The sequence below is a fragment of the Wukongibacter baidiensis genome (genome assembly GCF_050888315.1).
Lineage (GTDB): Bacteria > Bacillota > Clostridia > Peptostreptococcales > Caminicellaceae > Wukongibacter > Wukongibacter baidiensis.
Map to the genome: position 1 here is coordinate 3,239,438 of NZ_CP138202.1, position 17,392 is coordinate 3,256,829.

The 17,392-nt window shown below is 35.6% G+C and carries 14 protein-coding genes and 1 riboswitch; of the genes, 5 read left to right on the forward strand and 9 right to left on the reverse strand.

Features of this window, described 5'->3' with window-relative positions; genetic code table 11:
• Positions 1-179: 179 nt before the first annotated feature.
• Positions 180-1,352 carry a class I SAM-dependent methyltransferase gene (locus R9X47_RS14635; RefSeq protein ID WP_432661794.1) on the reverse strand — a complete coding sequence of 391 codons (1,173 nt, stop codon included), beginning with the start codon at positions 1,350-1,352 and terminating at the stop codon, positions 180-182.
• 284 nt (positions 1,353-1,636) lie between these two features.
• Positions 1,637-2,140: a ferritin-like domain-containing protein gene (locus R9X47_RS14640; RefSeq protein WP_432661795.1), complete on the reverse strand. Its 504-nt coding sequence runs from the start codon at positions 2,138-2,140 to the stop codon at positions 1,637-1,639.
• Between the two features lie 214 nt (positions 2,141-2,354).
• A riboswitch (SAM riboswitch) is annotated at positions 2,355-2,458 on the forward strand.
• 128 nt (positions 2,459-2,586) lie between these two features.
• Here R9X47_RS14640 and R9X47_RS14645 point away from each other — a divergent pair.
• The 3 genes from R9X47_RS14645 to R9X47_RS14655 are packed head-to-tail and all read left to right on the forward strand — an operon-like array spanning position 2,587 to position 5,066.
• Complete coding sequence (locus R9X47_RS14645) at positions 2,587-3,582, forward strand: methionine ABC transporter ATP-binding protein (RefSeq protein ID WP_432661796.1); 996 nt, start codon at positions 2,587-2,589, stop codon at positions 3,580-3,582.
• Positions 3,575-4,225 (forward strand): methionine ABC transporter permease, encoded by a 651-nt coding sequence (locus R9X47_RS14650; RefSeq protein WP_432661797.1) that lies wholly within the window; start codon positions 3,575-3,577, stop codon positions 4,223-4,225. Before R9X47_RS14645 ends, R9X47_RS14650 begins: the two co-directional genes overlap by 8 nt.
• Positions 4,226-4,238: 13 nt before the next feature.
• Positions 4,239-5,066, forward strand: a complete 828-nt coding sequence (locus R9X47_RS14655) for a MetQ/NlpA family ABC transporter substrate-binding protein (RefSeq protein ID WP_432661798.1) — start codon at positions 4,239-4,241, stop codon at positions 5,064-5,066.
• A 79-nt stretch (positions 5,067-5,145) separates the two neighbouring features.
• Here R9X47_RS14655 and R9X47_RS14660 read toward each other — a convergent pair whose 3' ends face one another.
• From R9X47_RS14660 to R9X47_RS14690, 7 genes are all read right to left on the reverse strand, one after another.
• Positions 5,146-6,300, reverse strand: a complete 1,155-nt coding sequence (locus tag R9X47_RS14660) for a dicarboxylate/amino acid:cation symporter (RefSeq protein ID WP_432667639.1) — start codon at positions 6,298-6,300, stop codon at positions 5,146-5,148.
• Between the two features lie 114 nt (positions 6,301-6,414).
• On the reverse strand, positions 6,415-8,181 hold the full coding sequence (locus tag R9X47_RS14665) for an NADH-dependent [FeFe] hydrogenase, group A6 (protein WP_432661799.1): 1,767 nt from the start codon (positions 8,179-8,181) through the stop codon (positions 6,415-6,417).
• 19 nt (positions 8,182-8,200) lie between these two features.
• A complete protein-coding gene (gene nuoF, locus R9X47_RS14670) occupies positions 8,201-9,844 on the reverse strand; it encodes an NADH-quinone oxidoreductase subunit NuoF (RefSeq protein WP_432661800.1) in 1,644 nt (547 codons plus the stop codon).
• 27 nt (positions 9,845-9,871) lie between these two features.
• Positions 9,872-10,267 (reverse strand): (2Fe-2S) ferredoxin domain-containing protein, encoded by a 396-nt coding sequence (locus R9X47_RS14675; RefSeq protein WP_432661801.1) that lies wholly within the window; start codon positions 10,265-10,267, stop codon positions 9,872-9,874.
• Complete coding sequence (locus R9X47_RS14680) at positions 10,267-10,794, reverse strand: NAD(P)H-dependent oxidoreductase subunit E (RefSeq protein ID WP_432661802.1); 528 nt, start codon at positions 10,792-10,794, stop codon at positions 10,267-10,269. Before R9X47_RS14680 ends, R9X47_RS14675 begins: the two co-directional genes overlap by 1 nt.
• A gap of 339 nt (positions 10,795-11,133) precedes the next feature.
• The gene (locus R9X47_RS14685) at positions 11,134-13,023 is read right to left on the reverse strand and encodes a sensor histidine kinase (RefSeq protein WP_432661803.1); all 1,890 of its coding nucleotides are present in this window, start codon (positions 13,021-13,023) and stop codon (positions 11,134-11,136) included.
• 230 nt (positions 13,024-13,253) lie between these two features.
• On the reverse strand, positions 13,254-14,564 hold the full coding sequence (locus R9X47_RS14690; protein WP_432661804.1) for a YjiH family protein: 1,311 nt from the start codon (positions 14,562-14,564) through the stop codon (positions 13,254-13,256).
• A 303-nt stretch (positions 14,565-14,867) separates the two neighbouring features.
• On the opposite strand from R9X47_RS14690, the gene R9X47_RS14695 reads away from it, so the two are divergent.
• Positions 14,868-15,554: a response regulator transcription factor gene (locus R9X47_RS14695; protein WP_432661805.1), complete on the forward strand. Its 687-nt coding sequence runs from the start codon at positions 14,868-14,870 to the stop codon at positions 15,552-15,554.
• Positions 15,555-15,646: 92 nt separating this feature from the next.
• Complete coding sequence (locus tag R9X47_RS14700; protein WP_432661806.1) at positions 15,647-17,383, forward strand: flavin monoamine oxidase family protein; 1,737 nt, start codon at positions 15,647-15,649, stop codon at positions 17,381-17,383.
• Positions 17,384-17,392: the final 9 nt, after the last annotated feature.

The window sequence follows — 17,392 nt, forward strand, 5'->3', positions numbered from 1 at the left end:
AATACGATAAACATCTTACATTCTGGAGATTTGACATCCAACGTTTTTGGGGATGTTAAATCTTCGGAATGTAATAGATTTTTCGTAATTTATATATGGCATAAATATATCTTTTTAAATAGTTTTAGTTCAATCTCTTATCAAGCTAAAACCTAATAGTTTCGACTAAATCCTAGTAGCTAGAAGCTTATTCTTTTCCTCATTTCCTCACCCATAGCTTTTTCAAGGTAGGGGTCTATATTCCAAAACTTTTTAAACTCTTTATATTGCTTTATAGACTCTTCATTGTATTTACCTTTATTAAAGGCCCTTATAAGAATGTTTTTCGGTGTATGTTCCATATCTATAAACTCCAGCATCTGTACAGAATATCCCATTATTTCAAGAACATTTCCCCTGATGCTATCGGTAATAAGACTTGAAAGCTTTTCCTTAATGATTCCATGCTTCTCCATAGGTTTCATTACGGGGTTATGAATTTTGTTAAACATCTCATGCTGACAGCAAGGAACTGAAAGGATTACATCTGCTTCCCAATTCACCGCTTTGATAAGGGCGTCATCGGTAGCTGTATCACAGGCATGAAGTGAAACTACCATGTCAGCCTTCTGGGTTCCTTCAAAACCCTTTATATCTCCATGTATAAATTTCAGTTTATTATAGCCTAGCTCACTAGCTATTTTATTACAAAACTCTATTACATCTTCTTTAAGGTCAAGTCCTATTATATTAACATCCAAGTCTAGTTTATCCACAAGATAATAGTATAAAGCAAAGGTAAGATACGATTTTCCACAGCCAAAATCGATTATATTTATAGTACGCTCTTTATTTAAATGAGGTATACAATCTGAGACCATCTCTAAGAATCTATTTAGCTGCTTAAATTTGTCATATTTTTGAGATAGAATCTTTCCATCCTTATTCATAACCCCAAGCTTGATTAAAAATTCACAAGGTTCATTTTCTGGAAGTATATAATTTTTCTTTCGATTATGACTTAGATCTACTTTTTCCTTTGTTGGAGACTTTTTAAGTACCTTTTCCTTCCCTTTTTTACTTACTAATATCTGATAGTCTGCATCTATTGTATATATATTTGCTTGCCTAAAATATGATTTAATCAGATTATTTAGCTCTGATATTGCTTCATAGGAATCAAGGTTGTTATGGGTTACTTTCTTATCATAGTGATATGTAAACTGAATCATAAATTGATTTTTAATAATTACGGGTTTTACTGAAACTTTGTTAAAGGTCTTTTCGCTCTTTTTCCTAACATTGCTTAATACTCCCTGTATAAGCTTTTCCTCACCTACTACGCTATCTATTAAACTTAGTATATTATCCATAAATTCTCTCCTAATAAGTATTTATAAAGATATTTTTTCCTATATAGAACCCATTTATAAATCTTCTTTTCAATTCAAGATTATAATATATATATGAATAAGTTTAAAGAGATAACCTCCTTATAAATCTACATTGTGATTTTCTATATACAATAAAATAGGCATTGTTCTTTAGAACTTTGCCCCATATCTTAGAAATGACCTCTTCACTTGAAATTTGAACATGTCATTCTACCATCTATGAATTTATAATTTGGATGCATCGCACGCCGCCCTTTAAATTTTTATCTTAAACACTTACATCCTTTACATTCTGATATAAACTTTAAAGGCTCTACCGCTTTCTTTTTTTCAAGCTTACCTACAAAATTTAAAATATTTTCCATAACTAATTTATGTTTCTTCTCTTCTTCTGCAAGTTTTTTAAATATCATTCTTTCTCTTTCATCCTCAGCCTTATGATAGTGTTCTTCATATAATTTCATGCTTTTATCTTCCATGTTGTAAGCATGTCTATAGGCTTCTATAGCAGGAGCCGTTAGATCAATTTTCTTATCTGAGGAAAGCATTTCAGCAAATATATTATTTGCCTTTTTTAAAGTGTTTGATTTGATACTCTCTCCTTCAGCATCCTTCATGCCATTTATTATTCTATGGTGATCATCTTCATCCTTTGCAAGCATTTCAAATATTTTTTTAAGCCCCTCATCCTGGGATCTATTCATCAGCTCTTCATAATATCTTTTTCCATCTAGTTCCATATTCATAGCAAATTCATAAATATCCACTACACAACCTCCTATATAGAGTTTTCAATGAAATCTCTATAATAATCTTCTATTAGTTTATTAATACCCATATGTTATTGAAAATTAAACTTAAATTTTAATATTATTTGATATTTGGTAAATTTTACATAGAAAATTCTCTATTGACAAATCTTATCATTGCTTTATAATATAAATCATATTATTAAAATATCGTAAAACAAAATATCTGAAACTCTTATCAAGAGCGGCGGAGGGACTGGCCCTATGAAGCCCAGCAACCGGCATTTTATGCATCGGTGCTAAATCCAGCGATATTTCGGTATCGAGAGATGAGACTAACTATAAGCCTATTACCTCTTTCGTTATCGAAAGAGGTTTTTTTATTGCTGTAATTTCATAGGAAAAAAGTTTTACCAAGACGTGAACATCTCAGTCCTCAAACTTTTATTAGTGAGGTGAATCAATTGATTAAACTTAGTAATCTAACAAAGGTGTATAGCAAGAATAAAAATGAAGTAGTAGCTTTAAAAAATATCAACTTAGAAGTCAACAAAGGTTCTATTCATGGAATAATTGGCCTGAGTGGAGCAGGTAAATCCTCTCTAATCAGATGTGTAAACCGACTTGAAGAACCTACTTCCGGTGAAGTTTTGATTAATGGAGTAAATCTAACAACATTAAATAGCAAAGATCTCAGAAATGCAAGAAAGCGAATAGGTATGATTTTTCAAGGATTTAATCTTTTATTAAGTAAAACCGTTTTTGATAATATAGCTTTTCCATTGAGATTAGCTAAGATACCTGAGGCCGAAATCAAAAAAAGAGTTATATCTTTACTCGAGTTGGTAGAGCTTTCTGACAAAGCCAATGTTTATCCATCTCAATTAAGCGGAGGACAGAAACAACGAGTAGGTATAGCTAGGGCCCTAGCCAACGAACCAGATGTTTTACTATGTGATGAAGCTACTTCGGCCCTAGATCCTAAAACCACAAAGCAAATTCTAACTTTACTTAGAGATATAAATAAGTCCTTAGGGATTACAATGGTTGTCGTTACCCATGAAATGGATGTAATTAAAGAAATATGTGATTATGTAACGATATTAGAAGGTGGAAGAGTTATTGAAGCAGGAAACACCGTGGATGTCTTTTCAAAACCTGGCAACGAGATAACGAAGCACTTTGTAGAGAGTAATAATTACTTACCAAAAGAATTCATAAAGGGTGTGACTTTGAATCTCTCCTTCACAAAGGGAAGTGCAAAGGAGCCTGTTATATCAAGCTTAATAAGGGAGTTTGATATTAATGTAAACATTTTGTCGGGCCAAATAGAATATGTTCAAGATCAACCCTTAGGTAAATTAACTATAGGTATTGATAATATATCAAATAATTTAAATACTATTATTTCATACCTTGAGTCTAATAATGTAAAAGCAGAGGTGATTGCAAATGAATAATATACTTGAACTTCTTATCCCATCACTTGTTGAAACACTTTATATGATAGGAATATCGGCATTGTTTACAATACTACTTGGTTTACCCCTCGGCATAATCCTAGTAGTTACAGAAAAAAACCATATAATGCCTTTTCCTTCACTAAATAAGGTGCTTTCTACAATAATTAATATTATACGGTCACTGCCTGCAATAATCTTAATAATCTTAATTGTCCCATTTACTCGGTTTATAGTAGGTACTTCTATTGGAACTACAGCAGCTATTGTTCCATTGGTCGTCGCGGCTACACCATTCTTCGCAAGGGTAGTCGAGACTTCTTTAAGAGAAATTGATTGGGGAATAGTAGAGGCTTCAATTGCAATGGGTGCATCCCCCTTTCAAATTATTCTAAAGGTTTTATTACCAGAGGCAATGTCATCCCTTGTCCTTGGTATTACTATAACACTTATAAATATTTTAGGTTATTCTGCTATAGCTGGAATAGTCGGAGGAGGTGGACTAGGAGATTTAGCAATTAGATATGGCTATCATCGTTTTAAAACAGATGTATTAATAGCTGCCGTAATTGTACTTATTGCTATAGTTCAAATTACTCAGTTCTCAGGAAATTTTTTAGCAAAAACACTGAAGAAAAGTTAAGGAGGAAAATTTAATGAAAAAAAATATCTTATTAATTACTATTGGTTTACTAATTCTTTCCCTTGCATTAGCTGGTTGTACTTCTTCTAATGCACCGGCAAATAATGAGTCTAAGGATGATAAAGTAGTTCTAAAGGTAGGTGCAACACCGGTACCTCATTCTGAGATTTTAAATTTAATCAAGCCAAAGCTTGAAGAAAAGGGCATTACCCTTGAAATAATTGAATTTACTGATTACGTAAAACCTAACCTTGCTCTAGATGCGAAGGAAATAGATGCAAACTTCTTTCAACACGTACCTTACATGGAATCCTTTGCTAGGGAACACAAGATACAGCTAGCTAGTGCTGCTAAGGTTCATGTTGAGCCCCTTGGGCTGTATTCAAAGAAAATCAAGTCAGTAGATGAATTAAGGGATGGAGCCGTAATTTCTATTCCAAACGATCCTACTAATGAAGGTAGAGCGTTAATTCTTCTTGAAGCTAAGGGATATATTAAGCTCAAGGAAAATGCTGGCCTAGAAGCTACTGATAATGACATAATAGAAAATCCTAAGAACTTAGTATTTGAACCTATCGATGCAGCTCAGTTACCTAGAACTCTAGATGATGTTGATGCATCTGTTATCAATACAAATTATGCTCTTGAAGCTGGTCTTAATCCTTCAAAGGATGCATTAATAATCGAGGGAAGTGAATCTCCATATGCAAATATACTTACTATTAGACCCGATGATAAAGAGAATGAAAGTATAAAGAAATTGGTTGAGGCTTTACAATCGGAAAAGGTTAAAAATTTCATTGAAGAACAATATAAGGGAGCCGTAGTTCCTGCTTTCTAATAAATGAGGGTGTCTCAGAATGGCGAATTTCTGAAACACCCTGGGCTGAACTCATAAGAAATCTTTATGAGACAGCCCCTTACTTCTTTCTCTTCGCTATCTCATCAATCATTATTGCTATAGCACCATCGCCAGTCACATTTGTTGCTGTCCCAAAGCTATCTTGGGCAAAATGTAGAGCAATCATAAGACCCTGCTGACCAGTGGTAAACATCAACATATTTTCTAATAAGCCCAATGCTGCATATACCCCACCACCGGGTATTCCTGGTGCAGCAACCATTGTTACTCCAAGCATTAATATAAATGGAAGCATAGTTCCAAAGGTCGGAGTTGTTCCTGCTATCAGCATCACTCCCATGGACGCAAGCACTAAGGTAATGGTATCCCCAGCCAAGTGGATAGTCGCTCCCAATGGGATGACAAAATCAATAATATCTTCGGTTATATGGTTTTTACGAGCACTTTGAATAGTCACAGGTATAGTAGCCGCTGAGGATTGAGTACCTAGGGCTGTAAAGTATGCCGGAAGCATGTTTTTTATTGATGTAACGGGGTTCTTGCCGCTTACCATCCATGCTACTATGTATTGTATTATTACATAACATATTTGCAAAATTATTATTAAAGCAAACACCGATGAAAATGCCTTTATTGTCTTAAATATTTCCCCTGTAGTAGTTAATCTTGCAAAAATACCTGAGATATGAATTGGTATCAATGGAATCAATACCCTTCTAATTACACCCTGTACTATATGTTGAAAGTCTCTTAGGGCTTCGAACAAGGTCTTTCCTTCTATATTTGCCATACCAAGTCCTAAAATAAATGCAGTAACTAAAGCAGTCATTACTCCCATCATCGGTGGCATTTCAATAGTAAAATATGGTGCTAGCTCTATTCCTGCTTCACCGGCTGTTTCTCCAGCTTTAATCACACCCGGTAATATTGTGCTGCCTATAATAAATGCTGTAGTTCCAGCAATTATAGTTGAAACGTAGGCAATAAGTGCTGTTAACCCTAATAACTTTCCAGCTCCTCTACCTAGGTCTGCAATACCCGGAGCAACAAATCCAATGATAATCAGTGGAATGATAAATCCTAAGAAGTTTCCAAAAATGCTAGTGAATGTGGTTAATATCCTTACTACGAAATAGACTTCCACAGATCTAGAAACTAGACCTACAATTATACCGAGAATAATTCCCGCAATCAGTTTTGGTAATAACCCCATTTTTTTTGCCAAGTCCATTACCCCTTTCTTTTGTTATTATTTTTTGCAAATTTAGTAGTTGTATATACATTAAGTAGAGACCTAGGTCCCTACTTAACGTATATTCTCTATATTCTAAATCCTCTCTCTTTCCTCATAATGAGTATGAAGAAGCTCATGAGCTTTTTCTCCGAATGGTTCACCAAGATATTCTTCGTATAGCCTCATAACTTCAGGATTTTCATGGGATTTTCTGAGGGTCTTTCTTTTATCCTCTCTATAGATTGCCTCTTGGCGCTTCTTAACAATCTCATCATTTCCATGGTGGTATGGTTGTCCTCCACCGCCAATACAGCCTCCTGGGCATGCCATGATTTCAATTGCATCGTACTTTGAATCGTTTTCTCTAATTTCCTCAAGAAGTCTGCGGGCATTTCCAAGTCCACTGGCAATACCTATGGTCAGTTCCTTATCACCTATTTTAACCTTGCCTTCACGGAGTCCTTCAATACCTCTAAGCTGATTGAATTCGACTTCTTTAAGCTCTTCTCCTGTGATCCACTCATATGCTGTACGAATAGCCGCCTCGATTACACCACCTGTTGTACCAAAAATAACTGAAGCTCCGGTACTTTCTCCCAGTGGTCTATCAAAATCCTCCTCTGGAAGGTTTTTAAAATCTATTCCGGCTTCTTTGATCATCTCTCCCAGTTCACGGGTTGTAACAACGATATCTACATTGTCATTTTCATCCTTAGTAAGCTCTGGACGTTTAGCTTCAGCCTTTTTAGCTATACAAGGCATTATTGAAACTACAACTATATTATCTGGGTCAATATCATTTTTCTCTGCATAGTAGGTTTTAGCAATTGTACCAAACATTATATGGGGCGATTTACAGGTAGACGGTATCTCTAGAAGTTCTGGAAATTGATGCTCTATAAACTTAACCCATGCAGGACAGCAGCTCGTAAGCATAGGCAATGTCTTATTATTTTCCATACGGTATATCAATTCTTTTGCCTCTTCTATTATTGTTAGGTCGGCTCCAAAATCCGTATCAAAAACTCCATCGAAGCCCATACGTCTTAAAGCTGTTACTAGCTGACCAGTAACTATTGTCCCTGGCTCCATACCAAAAAGCTCTCCTATCGCAACACGAATAGCTGGAGCTGTCTGTACAACAACATGCTTGTCAGGATCATTTAAAGCCTCCCAAACCTTATCGGTATGATTGATTTCTGTAAGGGCTGCCGTCGGACACACTGCAACACACTGACCACAATATGTACATGATGATTCTACCATTGGGATATTAAAGGCTGGTCCAACAAAGGCATCAAATCCTCTTCCTATACCCGACAGAATACCGCAGGTTTGGACTTCATTACACATAGTTTCACAGCGTCTACAATATATACATTTATTTGCATCCTTTACTATTGCGTCACTTGACAAGTCCTTTGGATAATCCATCCTTTCCCCTTCCCATTTAATTTCCCTTACTCCAAGCTCCTTCGCTAGGGCTTGAAGCTCACATTCTAGGTTTTTAGGGCAGGTAAAGCATTCATTTGGATGGTTTGAAAGTAGAAGTTCTACTGCCATTCTACGGGCCGTAATTGACCTCAGTGTATCGGTTCTAACCTCCATTCCATCGGTTACCTTTGTTACACAGGAAGGTACGAGCTTATTTCTATTGTTTCTTGCATCTACAAGTTCTACCATGCATACCCTGCACGAAGCCGTTTGGTTTACCATTTTCAGATCATGTAGGTCAAGATGACATAGGGTCGGAATTTTAACTCCAGCTTCCTGAGCAGCCTCTAGGATAGTTATCCCATCTGCCACGGTCATCTCTTGATCATTCATTTTCATGTTAATCATTTTTGTACTTTCTGACATAATTTCACCTCACTCCTAACTAAGACTTTTGCACTTTATTTTTCGCAGTATATTTGCCTTCTCCCTGAGGATGGTCAACGTCTTTAATAAGAACCATATATTCATCCCAGAAGTGCTTCATTGTACTAATAATTGGATTCGGTGCAGTTTGACCTAAACCGCATAAAGAACCATCCTTAACCATGTAGCATAATTGCTTCATTGCATCAATATCCGCCATGGTTCCTTTACCACTGCTTATCTTATTTAGCATCTCATATAGTCGTTTAGTACCAATACGACATGGAGTGCATCTTCCACAGGATTCATCCATTGTAAATTCTAGGTAGAATTTTGCTATGTTCACCATATTGTCGGTTTCATCCATCACTATCATACCGCCGGACCCCATCATTGATCCAATACCTACTAAACTATCGTAATCGATTGGTACGTCCAGTTCTTCCTCTGTTATAACTCCTCCCGATGGTCCACCGGTCTGTACAGCTTTAAATTTGTGTCCACCTTGTATTCCTCCACCTACGTCGAATATGATTTCTCTTAGGGTTATTCCCATAGGAACTTCCACTAATCCAACATTGTTGACCTTGCCTGCCAATGCAAATACCTTTGTTCCTTTACTTGTTTCAGTTCCTATTGATGCAAACCACTCAGGCCCCTTTAGTATAATTGGAGGTATATTAGCAAAGGTTTCAACGTTATTAACACAGGTTGGATGTCCCCAATACCCTTCCTGCGCTGGATATGGAGGCTTATAATTCGGCTCTCCTCGTTTTCCTTCACAGGAATTTATAAGGGCAGTTTCTTCTCCACACACAAATGCTCCTGCACCATATTTCAAATCTATATCAAAGCTGAAATCCGTATCAAATATGTTCTTTCCTAGGAGTCCCAATTCACGGGCTTGCTTTAATGCAATGTTAAGTCTTTCTATAGCAAGGGGATATTCTGCTCTTATATATATAATCCCCTTATCTGCTCCTATGGCATATCCTCCTATAGCCATGGCCTCTAGAACTCTATGAGGATCACCTTCTAGAATACTTCTATCCATAAAGGCTCCTGGATCACCTTCATCGGCGTTACAGATAATAAACTTTGTATCTCCTTCTTGCTTATTAGTTATTTCCCATTTCAGTCCCGTAGGAAATCCTCCGCCACCTCGGCCGCGAAGCTGTGATTTCTTTACCATGTCTATAACTTCATTTTGAGACATTTCCGTAAGCACTTTACCTAAGGCTTCATACCCTCCAAGTGCTATGTACTCATTGATATCTTCAGGATTTATCAATCCACAATTTCTAAGAGCAATACGCAGCTGCTTCTTATAGAAAGGCATATCCTCTTGTTTAAATGCCTTTTTCTTTTTCTCAGGCTCAACATATAAGAGTCTCTCTACCTTTCTTCCTTTGACAATATGTTCATCTACTATGTCCTTGGCATCCTTAGGTCCAACTCTAACATAAAGAACATTATCAGGTTCTATCTTTACAATTGGTCCCTGCTCACAAAATCCAAAGCATCCTGTTTTTACAACTTGAGCTTCCTTATCATATCCACGGGCCTTGAGAATAAGGTTAAGATTTTTGATTACTTTCTCACTTTCACTTGCCACACAGCCTGTACCACTACAGACCATTATATTTGTACGAAATTTGGTCATATTAAACCTCCTTCACTACTAACTTTTCTATGCTCTTTCAAAGTCAACATGTAAAACTAAATCCTCTACTGGCTCTCCGCCCTTTATATGCTTTTCTACAATTTGATGAACTCTCTTTTCGCCCTTTACATTTCCATATAAAACTGGCTTCTTACCAGCTATATTAACCTGTACTGTAGGCTCTGAATGGCAATATCCAATACATCCCACGGGAATAACTTTAACATTATCCAGCTTTTCTTTTTTTACTTCTTCTACTAGGGCATTTAAGGTTTCCCTTGCGCCTGAAGATATCCCACAGGTCGCCATTCCAACCAAAATTTCTATTCTATCTTCACTGGTCTCACCGTGTTCTCTTAGATTAACTCTTTCAATGGATTCTTCTCTCAGCTTCTTTAACTCTTCTAAAGACTTGACTTTCATTATTGCTTCACCTCCTGATTGCGATATGTATTGATAATATCGTCTAATTCTTCTTCCTTCACACGTCCATATACCTTCTCATCTACCATCACAACAGGTGCAAGCCCACAGGCTCCTATACACCGAACATCTCTTAATGTAAAGAGTCCATCTTCAGTAATCTCATTGGACTCAATTTGGAGCTTTTCCTTTAAGCTTTCAATAATCTTATCTGCTCCTCTTACAAAGCAGGCGGTACCCATGCAAACACTTATAGTATATTTGCCCCTTGGTTTAGTTGTGAAATAGGAGTAAAAACTCACCACCCCAAAAACTTCAGCTCCAGGAATCCCAAGCTTCCTTGCTACATAAAGCTGAACATCTCTAGGAAGATATCCAAATATATCCTGAGCCTTATGAAGTATTTCGATTAAAGCTCCCTTTGTGGTCTCAAGTCCATCAATAAATTGTTCTAACTCGTCAAATTTTTCCTTAGGTAAATCTTCACTTACAGGCTTTGTTACACTTATGGCCTCCGGTTTTGTCATAAAGTTCACCATCCTTTCCAAGTATCTGTATAGAGTTCCTAGTAAAGCTTAGTTTATACATATTCAAATACTCAATGTCTTTTAGAGTTTTGAATATGTGTAAATTAGTAGTTTTTCTGGAATCTCTATATATAACTCTTTACCTATTTAATATTTCCTGATGTTTGTATGTTTATCACATTTATTATTTGCAATAATCGAATTTTCATAAAAAAATTCATAAAAAAGATTCTAGGGCATCGAACCCCTTTGTTTTGATCAAATGTTTCTCCGAAAAATGGCATCAAAAAAAACAGCTCCAACACATTGTGCTGTTAGAGCTGTTTTTATGGAGCCTTATTATATATTAAGATAAAACCAAAATACTGTACCTTTTCCCTTTTCAGATGAAACATATAGATTAGACCCATGGGCTTCTATTATAGATTTTGCAATAAATAATCCAAGTCCGTATCCCTTTTTATTATCTTCTTTCCCTCTATAAAACATATCAAAAATTTTATCTATTTCAGTTTCACAGATTCCCCTACCTTCATCCATCACTCTGAAGAGAATTCGATTATTTTCCGCAGTAATATCTATTGTTATTTTACTTCCCTTCTCAGAATACTTAATACCATTGTTTATGAGGTTGTTCCAGGCTCTCTTTACTTTAGTTGTATCTATATAGATATCTCCATCCCTGCTACATTCATAGTTTCCCTCAAATCTTCTATCTGAGTTTATTATATATTGCTTTGTATTCTCATATAAATTTACCAAAAACTCATTTATCTCTATATCTTCCCGATGCAACCTTGGACTGCATTTAGCCTCATAGGCATTATCCAAAATATCACAGGTTATCTTTTCAATATCTTCTACACTATTTGAAATCCCCTCCAGGAATTCTTGTTTAGTTTTTTCATCCTTAATGACTCCCGTTTTTAATCCTGCTGAATATCCCTTTATTAAAGTTATGGAGGTCTTTAGATCATGGGACAAGGTTGATATAAACTTACCTGTTCTAAAGGAACTCTCCTCTATCGTCTTTGATAACTCCTCGGAATACTCTATCATCCTCTTACTTTCATATTCAAATCTGTTTGTTATTGATATGAAATAATCCTTTAAGTTCCTGAGGGCCTTTCTTAGATTTCCAATTTCATCCTTAGTAGAATCTTCAAGTTTTTCTTCAATAATATCACTGTTATCCTCCGTAAAGGATTTGATTGAATCTTCTATTGACTTTTCTATAAGCAAATTTCCCTGTACTGCTTTATCTATAAATTTCGTAATAGCTACTATAGGCTCTGATATTCTTTTAGATATAAATATTCCTATTAATATAGCTAGCATAATTCCAAAGGAACCTGCAAGTAACACATAAAATAAAAGCTTCATAGACCTTTCATACATTTCTGCCTCTGGAAGAACTGCTATCAATACCCAATGTTTGCTTTCCATTAGCTTATAAATCTGTAATTCTCTAATCCCTTGGTCTTCAAATCTCCTCTTTTCAATGATTGTTTCCCCTTTATCCTCGGCCTTTCTTAAAATTTCCTTGGTTAGTTTAAAGTTTGATTCCTTTCCTACAAGACTCTTATCCCCATGGACTAGGATCCGATTATTTGAATCAATTATTGAGTAGAATCCTGTTCTCCCTAATTCTAGGTGATTGACTATGTTAGAAAAATACTCCGCCTTCATCGCTATACCTGCATATCCTAATACCTTCTCATTAATATTAACTATGGGGCTTACAGTTATAACTATGAGTGACCCATCGGACCGTGCCACCAATATATCGCTAACAACCGTAGCCTTTGACTCTTTACTTTTTATAAAATATTCTCTAGTTGATAAATCAAGATCCACTGCCTCGGGCATACATGTTGCTATAATCTTTCCTTCATTGTTCAATATAAAGAGATCTTTATAGTAGTTTCCTTTTAAATTCTTCTCACTCATTTCATTAACTAAAAAGTTATTCATTTTGTTTGTACTCATCTTATTATGAAGGAAGGCCATTACTTTCTGATTTAAGGCCAGGGCCTCTGTCTCTAATCTGTTGATTTCGATTAACAAGTCGATATTTTCACTGGCTCTATCAAGCTGAGACAGCATGTATCTTTCGGCTTCTTTATTTAATATATTGGCCGATCTCGTGTATATAATGCCACTAAGTAGAACCATCAATAAGATTATTATTGAGCAGATTGTTAAGGTTATCCTTCTTCTCAAGCTCATGGCTTCACCCCCTATGACAAAAGCTACTAGGATACTCTTGCCAATTCCAAGTTTTAAGCTCTTAATAATAAATACTCAGGGCTATCGAACCCCTTCGGTTTTGATCAGATTTCTTTGCAAGAAATAACCTCAATATAAAGAAGTGCCTATATATATTGTATATAGACACTTTAATTTTATCATAAATATATTACTACTATTATTGATTAGATTATCCTATGAAAGAATACTTAAAAAATCAGGAAGGCTATTGGAACAGCCAACAATAAGGTAAGTATCGTTCTTTCTATCCAAATAATAATTATTTCTGTAATACTTATAGGAATTTCAGTAGATAATATACATGGTATCGATGCAGAGAAAAATAAAACAGAGGATACTGAAATTACACCTATAACAAACTTAGTAACCAATGGAGCACTTGTTACTAAAAGGGCCGGCAAGAACATCTCAGCTATTTCTACAGCCATAGCTTTAGCAGCCAGCATTGGTTCTGGAACCCTTAATAATAGAGTGAAAGGATAGAATATATAGCCTATAATATCAAATATAGGTGTATATTTAGCAAGTATCAACCCGAGTAAACCTATTGAAAGTATTGATGGTAATATACCCATAGCCATTACGAAGCCATCTTTTAGATTATCAACGATATTCTTTCCAAGTGGTGATGATACAGACGCCGCCTTAAGACCTTCATCAAATGCATTTTTAAATATATTTCCTTCGAATTTAGGTTCTGGATCTCCTTCTCCCGTTATATATCTATCTTCTTTACTGCTAAGGGGCTTAATTCTCACTGTTATAGCAGTAACTAAGAATGTTATTACTAATGTAGACCAGAAATAGATATTCCACATCTCCATTAGTCCTAAGGTTTTAGCTACAATAATCATAAAAGTAGCTGAAACTGTGGAGAATCCTGTTGCTATTATACAAGCTTCTTTAATTGTGTATTTACCTTCTTTAAAAACCCTGTTTGTTATCAATAAACCTATGGAGTAACTTCCAACAAAGGATGCCACAGCATCTATAGCCGACCTTCCAGGTGTTTTCCATATCGGTCTCATAACAGGCTGCATCAGAACTCCTATAAACTCTAATAGTCCATAGCCTACTAAAAATGCAAGAAATGCTGAACCTATAGGAACTATAAGTCCTACTGGAATAACCAGCTTATTAAATAGAAATGGTACCATGTCCTTCTCAAATAACCATGACGGTCCAAACTTTAAATATGCCATAAATGCAACTACAACTCCAACAAGTTTCATAATTGAGAATACTGTCGTTACTTTATCCTTGTTCCACGTCTTCTTGACAAATGGATAGAAACCACCTAATATAATAACAATAAGTGCATAAATAGGGGCTATAGATGGTAAGCTAGTCTTAATTCCAGTAACGATATGGTCAATCGGTATTGTAGATTTTCCACCAATTGTTATTGGTATAAAAAACATAAATATACCAATCAAGCTAAAAAAGATAAATCTAATAAGACTATTATTGCTGTTTCTTTTTTCACTGGTATTAATCATGACATCTCCTCCTTTTCTTCATATAAATTACGAAAACTCTATTCCATTCCGAAGATTTTCCATCCCAAAGAAGTGTTGACTGTCAAATCCCAAGAATGTAAGATGTTTATCGTATTATATGCAACTAAACTTATTTTCATTATAGGTTAAATATGCTGAATTTTCTTGATATTAATTGTTTTTATATAATTCTGTCACCAAATTGTCATTTTCCCATGGATTTTAATATATCTATATGTTACTATAGCCTTAAATTAGGATTAAACGGTAGCATCACCACCCATTATAAAAGGAGTATTTTTTATGGATAGAATAATGGTAGTAGACGATGAGAAAAAAATTGTTCATATGATTACTGAATTCATGAAAGTGAATCAAATCGAGGTAATTCCAGCCTATAGCGGCAGAGAAGCTATTAAAAAATTAGATTCTACGCTAAAATTGATTATTTTAGATGTCAATATGGAAGATATAGATGGAATGGAAGTCTGTAGGAAAATAAGGGAAAAGTCTAATATACCCATCTTGTTCCTTAGCGCGAACTCAAGTCAATATAATAAGGTTTTAGGTCTTGGAATAGGGGCAGATGATTATGTAACGAAACCCTTTGATCCTATAGAGCTTGTCGCAAGGGTTAAAGCCCATATAAGAAGATGTAATAATTATGATAATCCTGTTAAAAATAGAAACACTATTAAATTCGGTGATATAAAAATTGATAGAGCTGCCCGTAGAGTTACTAAAGACAATACGGAAGTAAGCCTATCTACAACGGAATTTAACCTACTACTATTCTTTCTAGACAATCGAAATACTGTTTTAACAAGAAAGCAAATTTTGAATAACGTTTGGGAAAGTGAATTATATGACCGTAACACTGTAACTACCTATGTAAAAAGATTAAGAGATAAGGTTGAAGACGATAGAAGCAATCCCAAGTATATAAAGTCCGTAAGGGGCATAGGATATATTTTTGAAGTGAATCTTTAATACGGGGTTCACTTAAATTCTTATATGAAAGAATAAAAGTATAAACTCCTAAATATATTTTTAAAAAGTATACTTTTAGGAGTTGAATGCACATGATAGATGATATTATGCCTCCTTTAGTCCCCTCTGAACCAGAACTACCTCCACCAATGAAAAATAATCCTTCCAAGGAAGAAAGACATGCTTTTTTAAAACATTCCCTCAAAGAAGCAGGACGCCCAGAGGATTTTAAAAACATTATAGATTTACTAAGTCCGCCAGCTGATATCACTACTATCGGTAGCCCCGGGGAATTTAGAAATATAAGGGTTGGCATAATAGGAGGAGGTCTTGCAGGGCTGTCATCGGCATTTGAGCTTAGAAAGCTTGGTTTTGATATTACTATATTTGATGCCCTAGAAGATAGGATAGGCGGTAGAGTCTATACATACTATTTTGATAAAGATAAAAATTTATATGGTGAGCTAGGCCCAATGAGGATTCCTATAAGCCATGAAACCACCTGGCATTACGTAGACCTTTTTTGTCTTAACACTAGGCCCTTTATCCAATATAACGAGAATGCATTTTTTTACATCAGAAATATCCGTGTTAGAAATGATCCCGAAGGCAAAAATGTAATGCAGAAGATTTATCCTCAGTTTAACTTAACTCCTCTAGAAAGGAGTAAACCCTGGATGGAGCTTCTAGATTATGGTCTTGGTACGCCTTTATCAAATATGCATCCAGCTATCAGAAAAGAAATTCTTCAAATCAAGCCCTATTATAGTCCTTATCTTCTATATTGGACCGAAAAGAGTATGCGACAAGTACTAGAAACAATGGGCCTTAGTCAAGCCGCCATAAGTCTTTTAGGGTCACTATCTCCCCTTCTTGGCGAGTTCTTTTATGATAGCTACTATGAAATATTACAGGAGGACTATCCCTTAAACTTCTCCTCGCTTTATGAAATAATTGGGGGTATGGTAAATCTTCCTCTAGCGCTATACAAGTCCTTAATGTCTAAAGATCCAAGTGAATATGGGAGTATTTCACCTAAAGACCTTGGTCGAATTACTTGGAAGGGTGGAAATCTTGTTACGGAAATTAACCAATCACCAAAGGATAGTAGAGTTATTTTAAAATATAAGGATAAACATTTAAATGATACCTTAATGGAATCCTTTGATTATGTCATATGTGCCATCCCTTTTTCTTCCCTCAGAACAGTAACGGTCAACCCCGTATTTAGTGTCAGTAAGATGCAAGCCATTAGCGAGGTTAATTATGCAGCTTCACAGAGAACCCTCTTTCTCTGTAATAAGCGATTTTGGGAAGAAGGTGGTCCTTCTGAGAAGATCATCGGTGGAGGTTCCTTTACTGATCGGCCAATCATAAGTATATGGTATCCATCGGATCATGCTGCGCTAGATGATATCGATAGAAGTAGTGAACCTGGTGTTTTATTATCCTCATATAATTTTACACTGGATGCAATCCGGCTCGGCAACTTAGAGGATAAAAGGCGATTTGAAGAAATAAAGAGTCAACTCGAAGCAGTTCATGGTCTTCCCAAGGACTATCTTGATTCTATTGTTGAAGATTCTGTAACAATCGAATGGAATGAGGTACCGAATTTCACTGGAGCTTTTTGCTATTTTATGCCCGGACAAAAGCGTCTCTTCTCATACGTGGTAACTCAACCAGAATACAATAACAGAGTTTTCTTCGCCGGTGAACATACCGCCTCAACTCACGCCTGGATGCAAGGAGCCCTACACAGTGGTATGAGAGCCGCAAATCAGCTGGCAATGTCCTGTAAAAATCAGAGCAAGGCTGCTACTTTATAGGATTCTATA

Excerpts from the sequence above, each read along its gene's own strand:
- R9X47_RS14635 (WP_432661794.1), bottom strand. The coding sequence starts at position 1,352 with ATGGATAATATACTAAGTTTAATAGATAGCGTAGTAGGTGAGGAAAAG.
- R9X47_RS14650 (WP_432661797.1), top strand. The coding sequence starts at position 3,575 with ATGAATAATATACTTGAACTTCTTATCCCATCACTTGTTGAAACACTT.
- R9X47_RS14655 (WP_432661798.1), top strand. The coding sequence starts at position 4,239 with ATGAAAAAAAATATCTTATTAATTACTATTGGTTTACTAATTCTTTCC.
- R9X47_RS14660 (WP_432667639.1), bottom strand. The coding sequence starts at position 6,300 with ATGGGGTTATTACCAAAACTGATTGCGGGAATTATTCTCGGTATAATT.
- R9X47_RS14665 (WP_432661799.1), bottom strand. The coding sequence starts at position 8,181 with ATGTCAGAAAGTACAAAAATGATTAACATGAAAATGAATGATCAAGAG.
- nuoF (WP_432661800.1), bottom strand. The coding sequence starts at position 9,844 with ATGACCAAATTTCGTACAAATATAATGGTCTGTAGTGGTACAGGCTGT.
- R9X47_RS14675 (WP_432661801.1), bottom strand. The coding sequence starts at position 10,267 with ATGAAAGTCAAGTCTTTAGAAGAGTTAAAGAAGCTGAGAGAAGAATCC.
- R9X47_RS14680 (WP_432661802.1), bottom strand. The coding sequence starts at position 10,794 with ATGACAAAACCGGAGGCCATAAGTGTAACAAAGCCTGTAAGTGAAGAT.
- R9X47_RS14685 (WP_432661803.1), bottom strand. The coding sequence starts at position 13,023 with ATGAGCTTGAGAAGAAGGATAACCTTAACAATCTGCTCAATAATAATC.
- R9X47_RS14690 (WP_432661804.1), bottom strand. The coding sequence starts at position 14,564 with ATGATTAATACCAGTGAAAAAAGAAACAGCAATAATAGTCTTATTAGA.
- R9X47_RS14695 (WP_432661805.1), top strand. The coding sequence starts at position 14,868 with ATGGATAGAATAATGGTAGTAGACGATGAGAAAAAAATTGTTCATATG.
- R9X47_RS14700 (WP_432661806.1), top strand. The coding sequence starts at position 15,647 with ATGATAGATGATATTATGCCTCCTTTAGTCCCCTCTGAACCAGAACTA.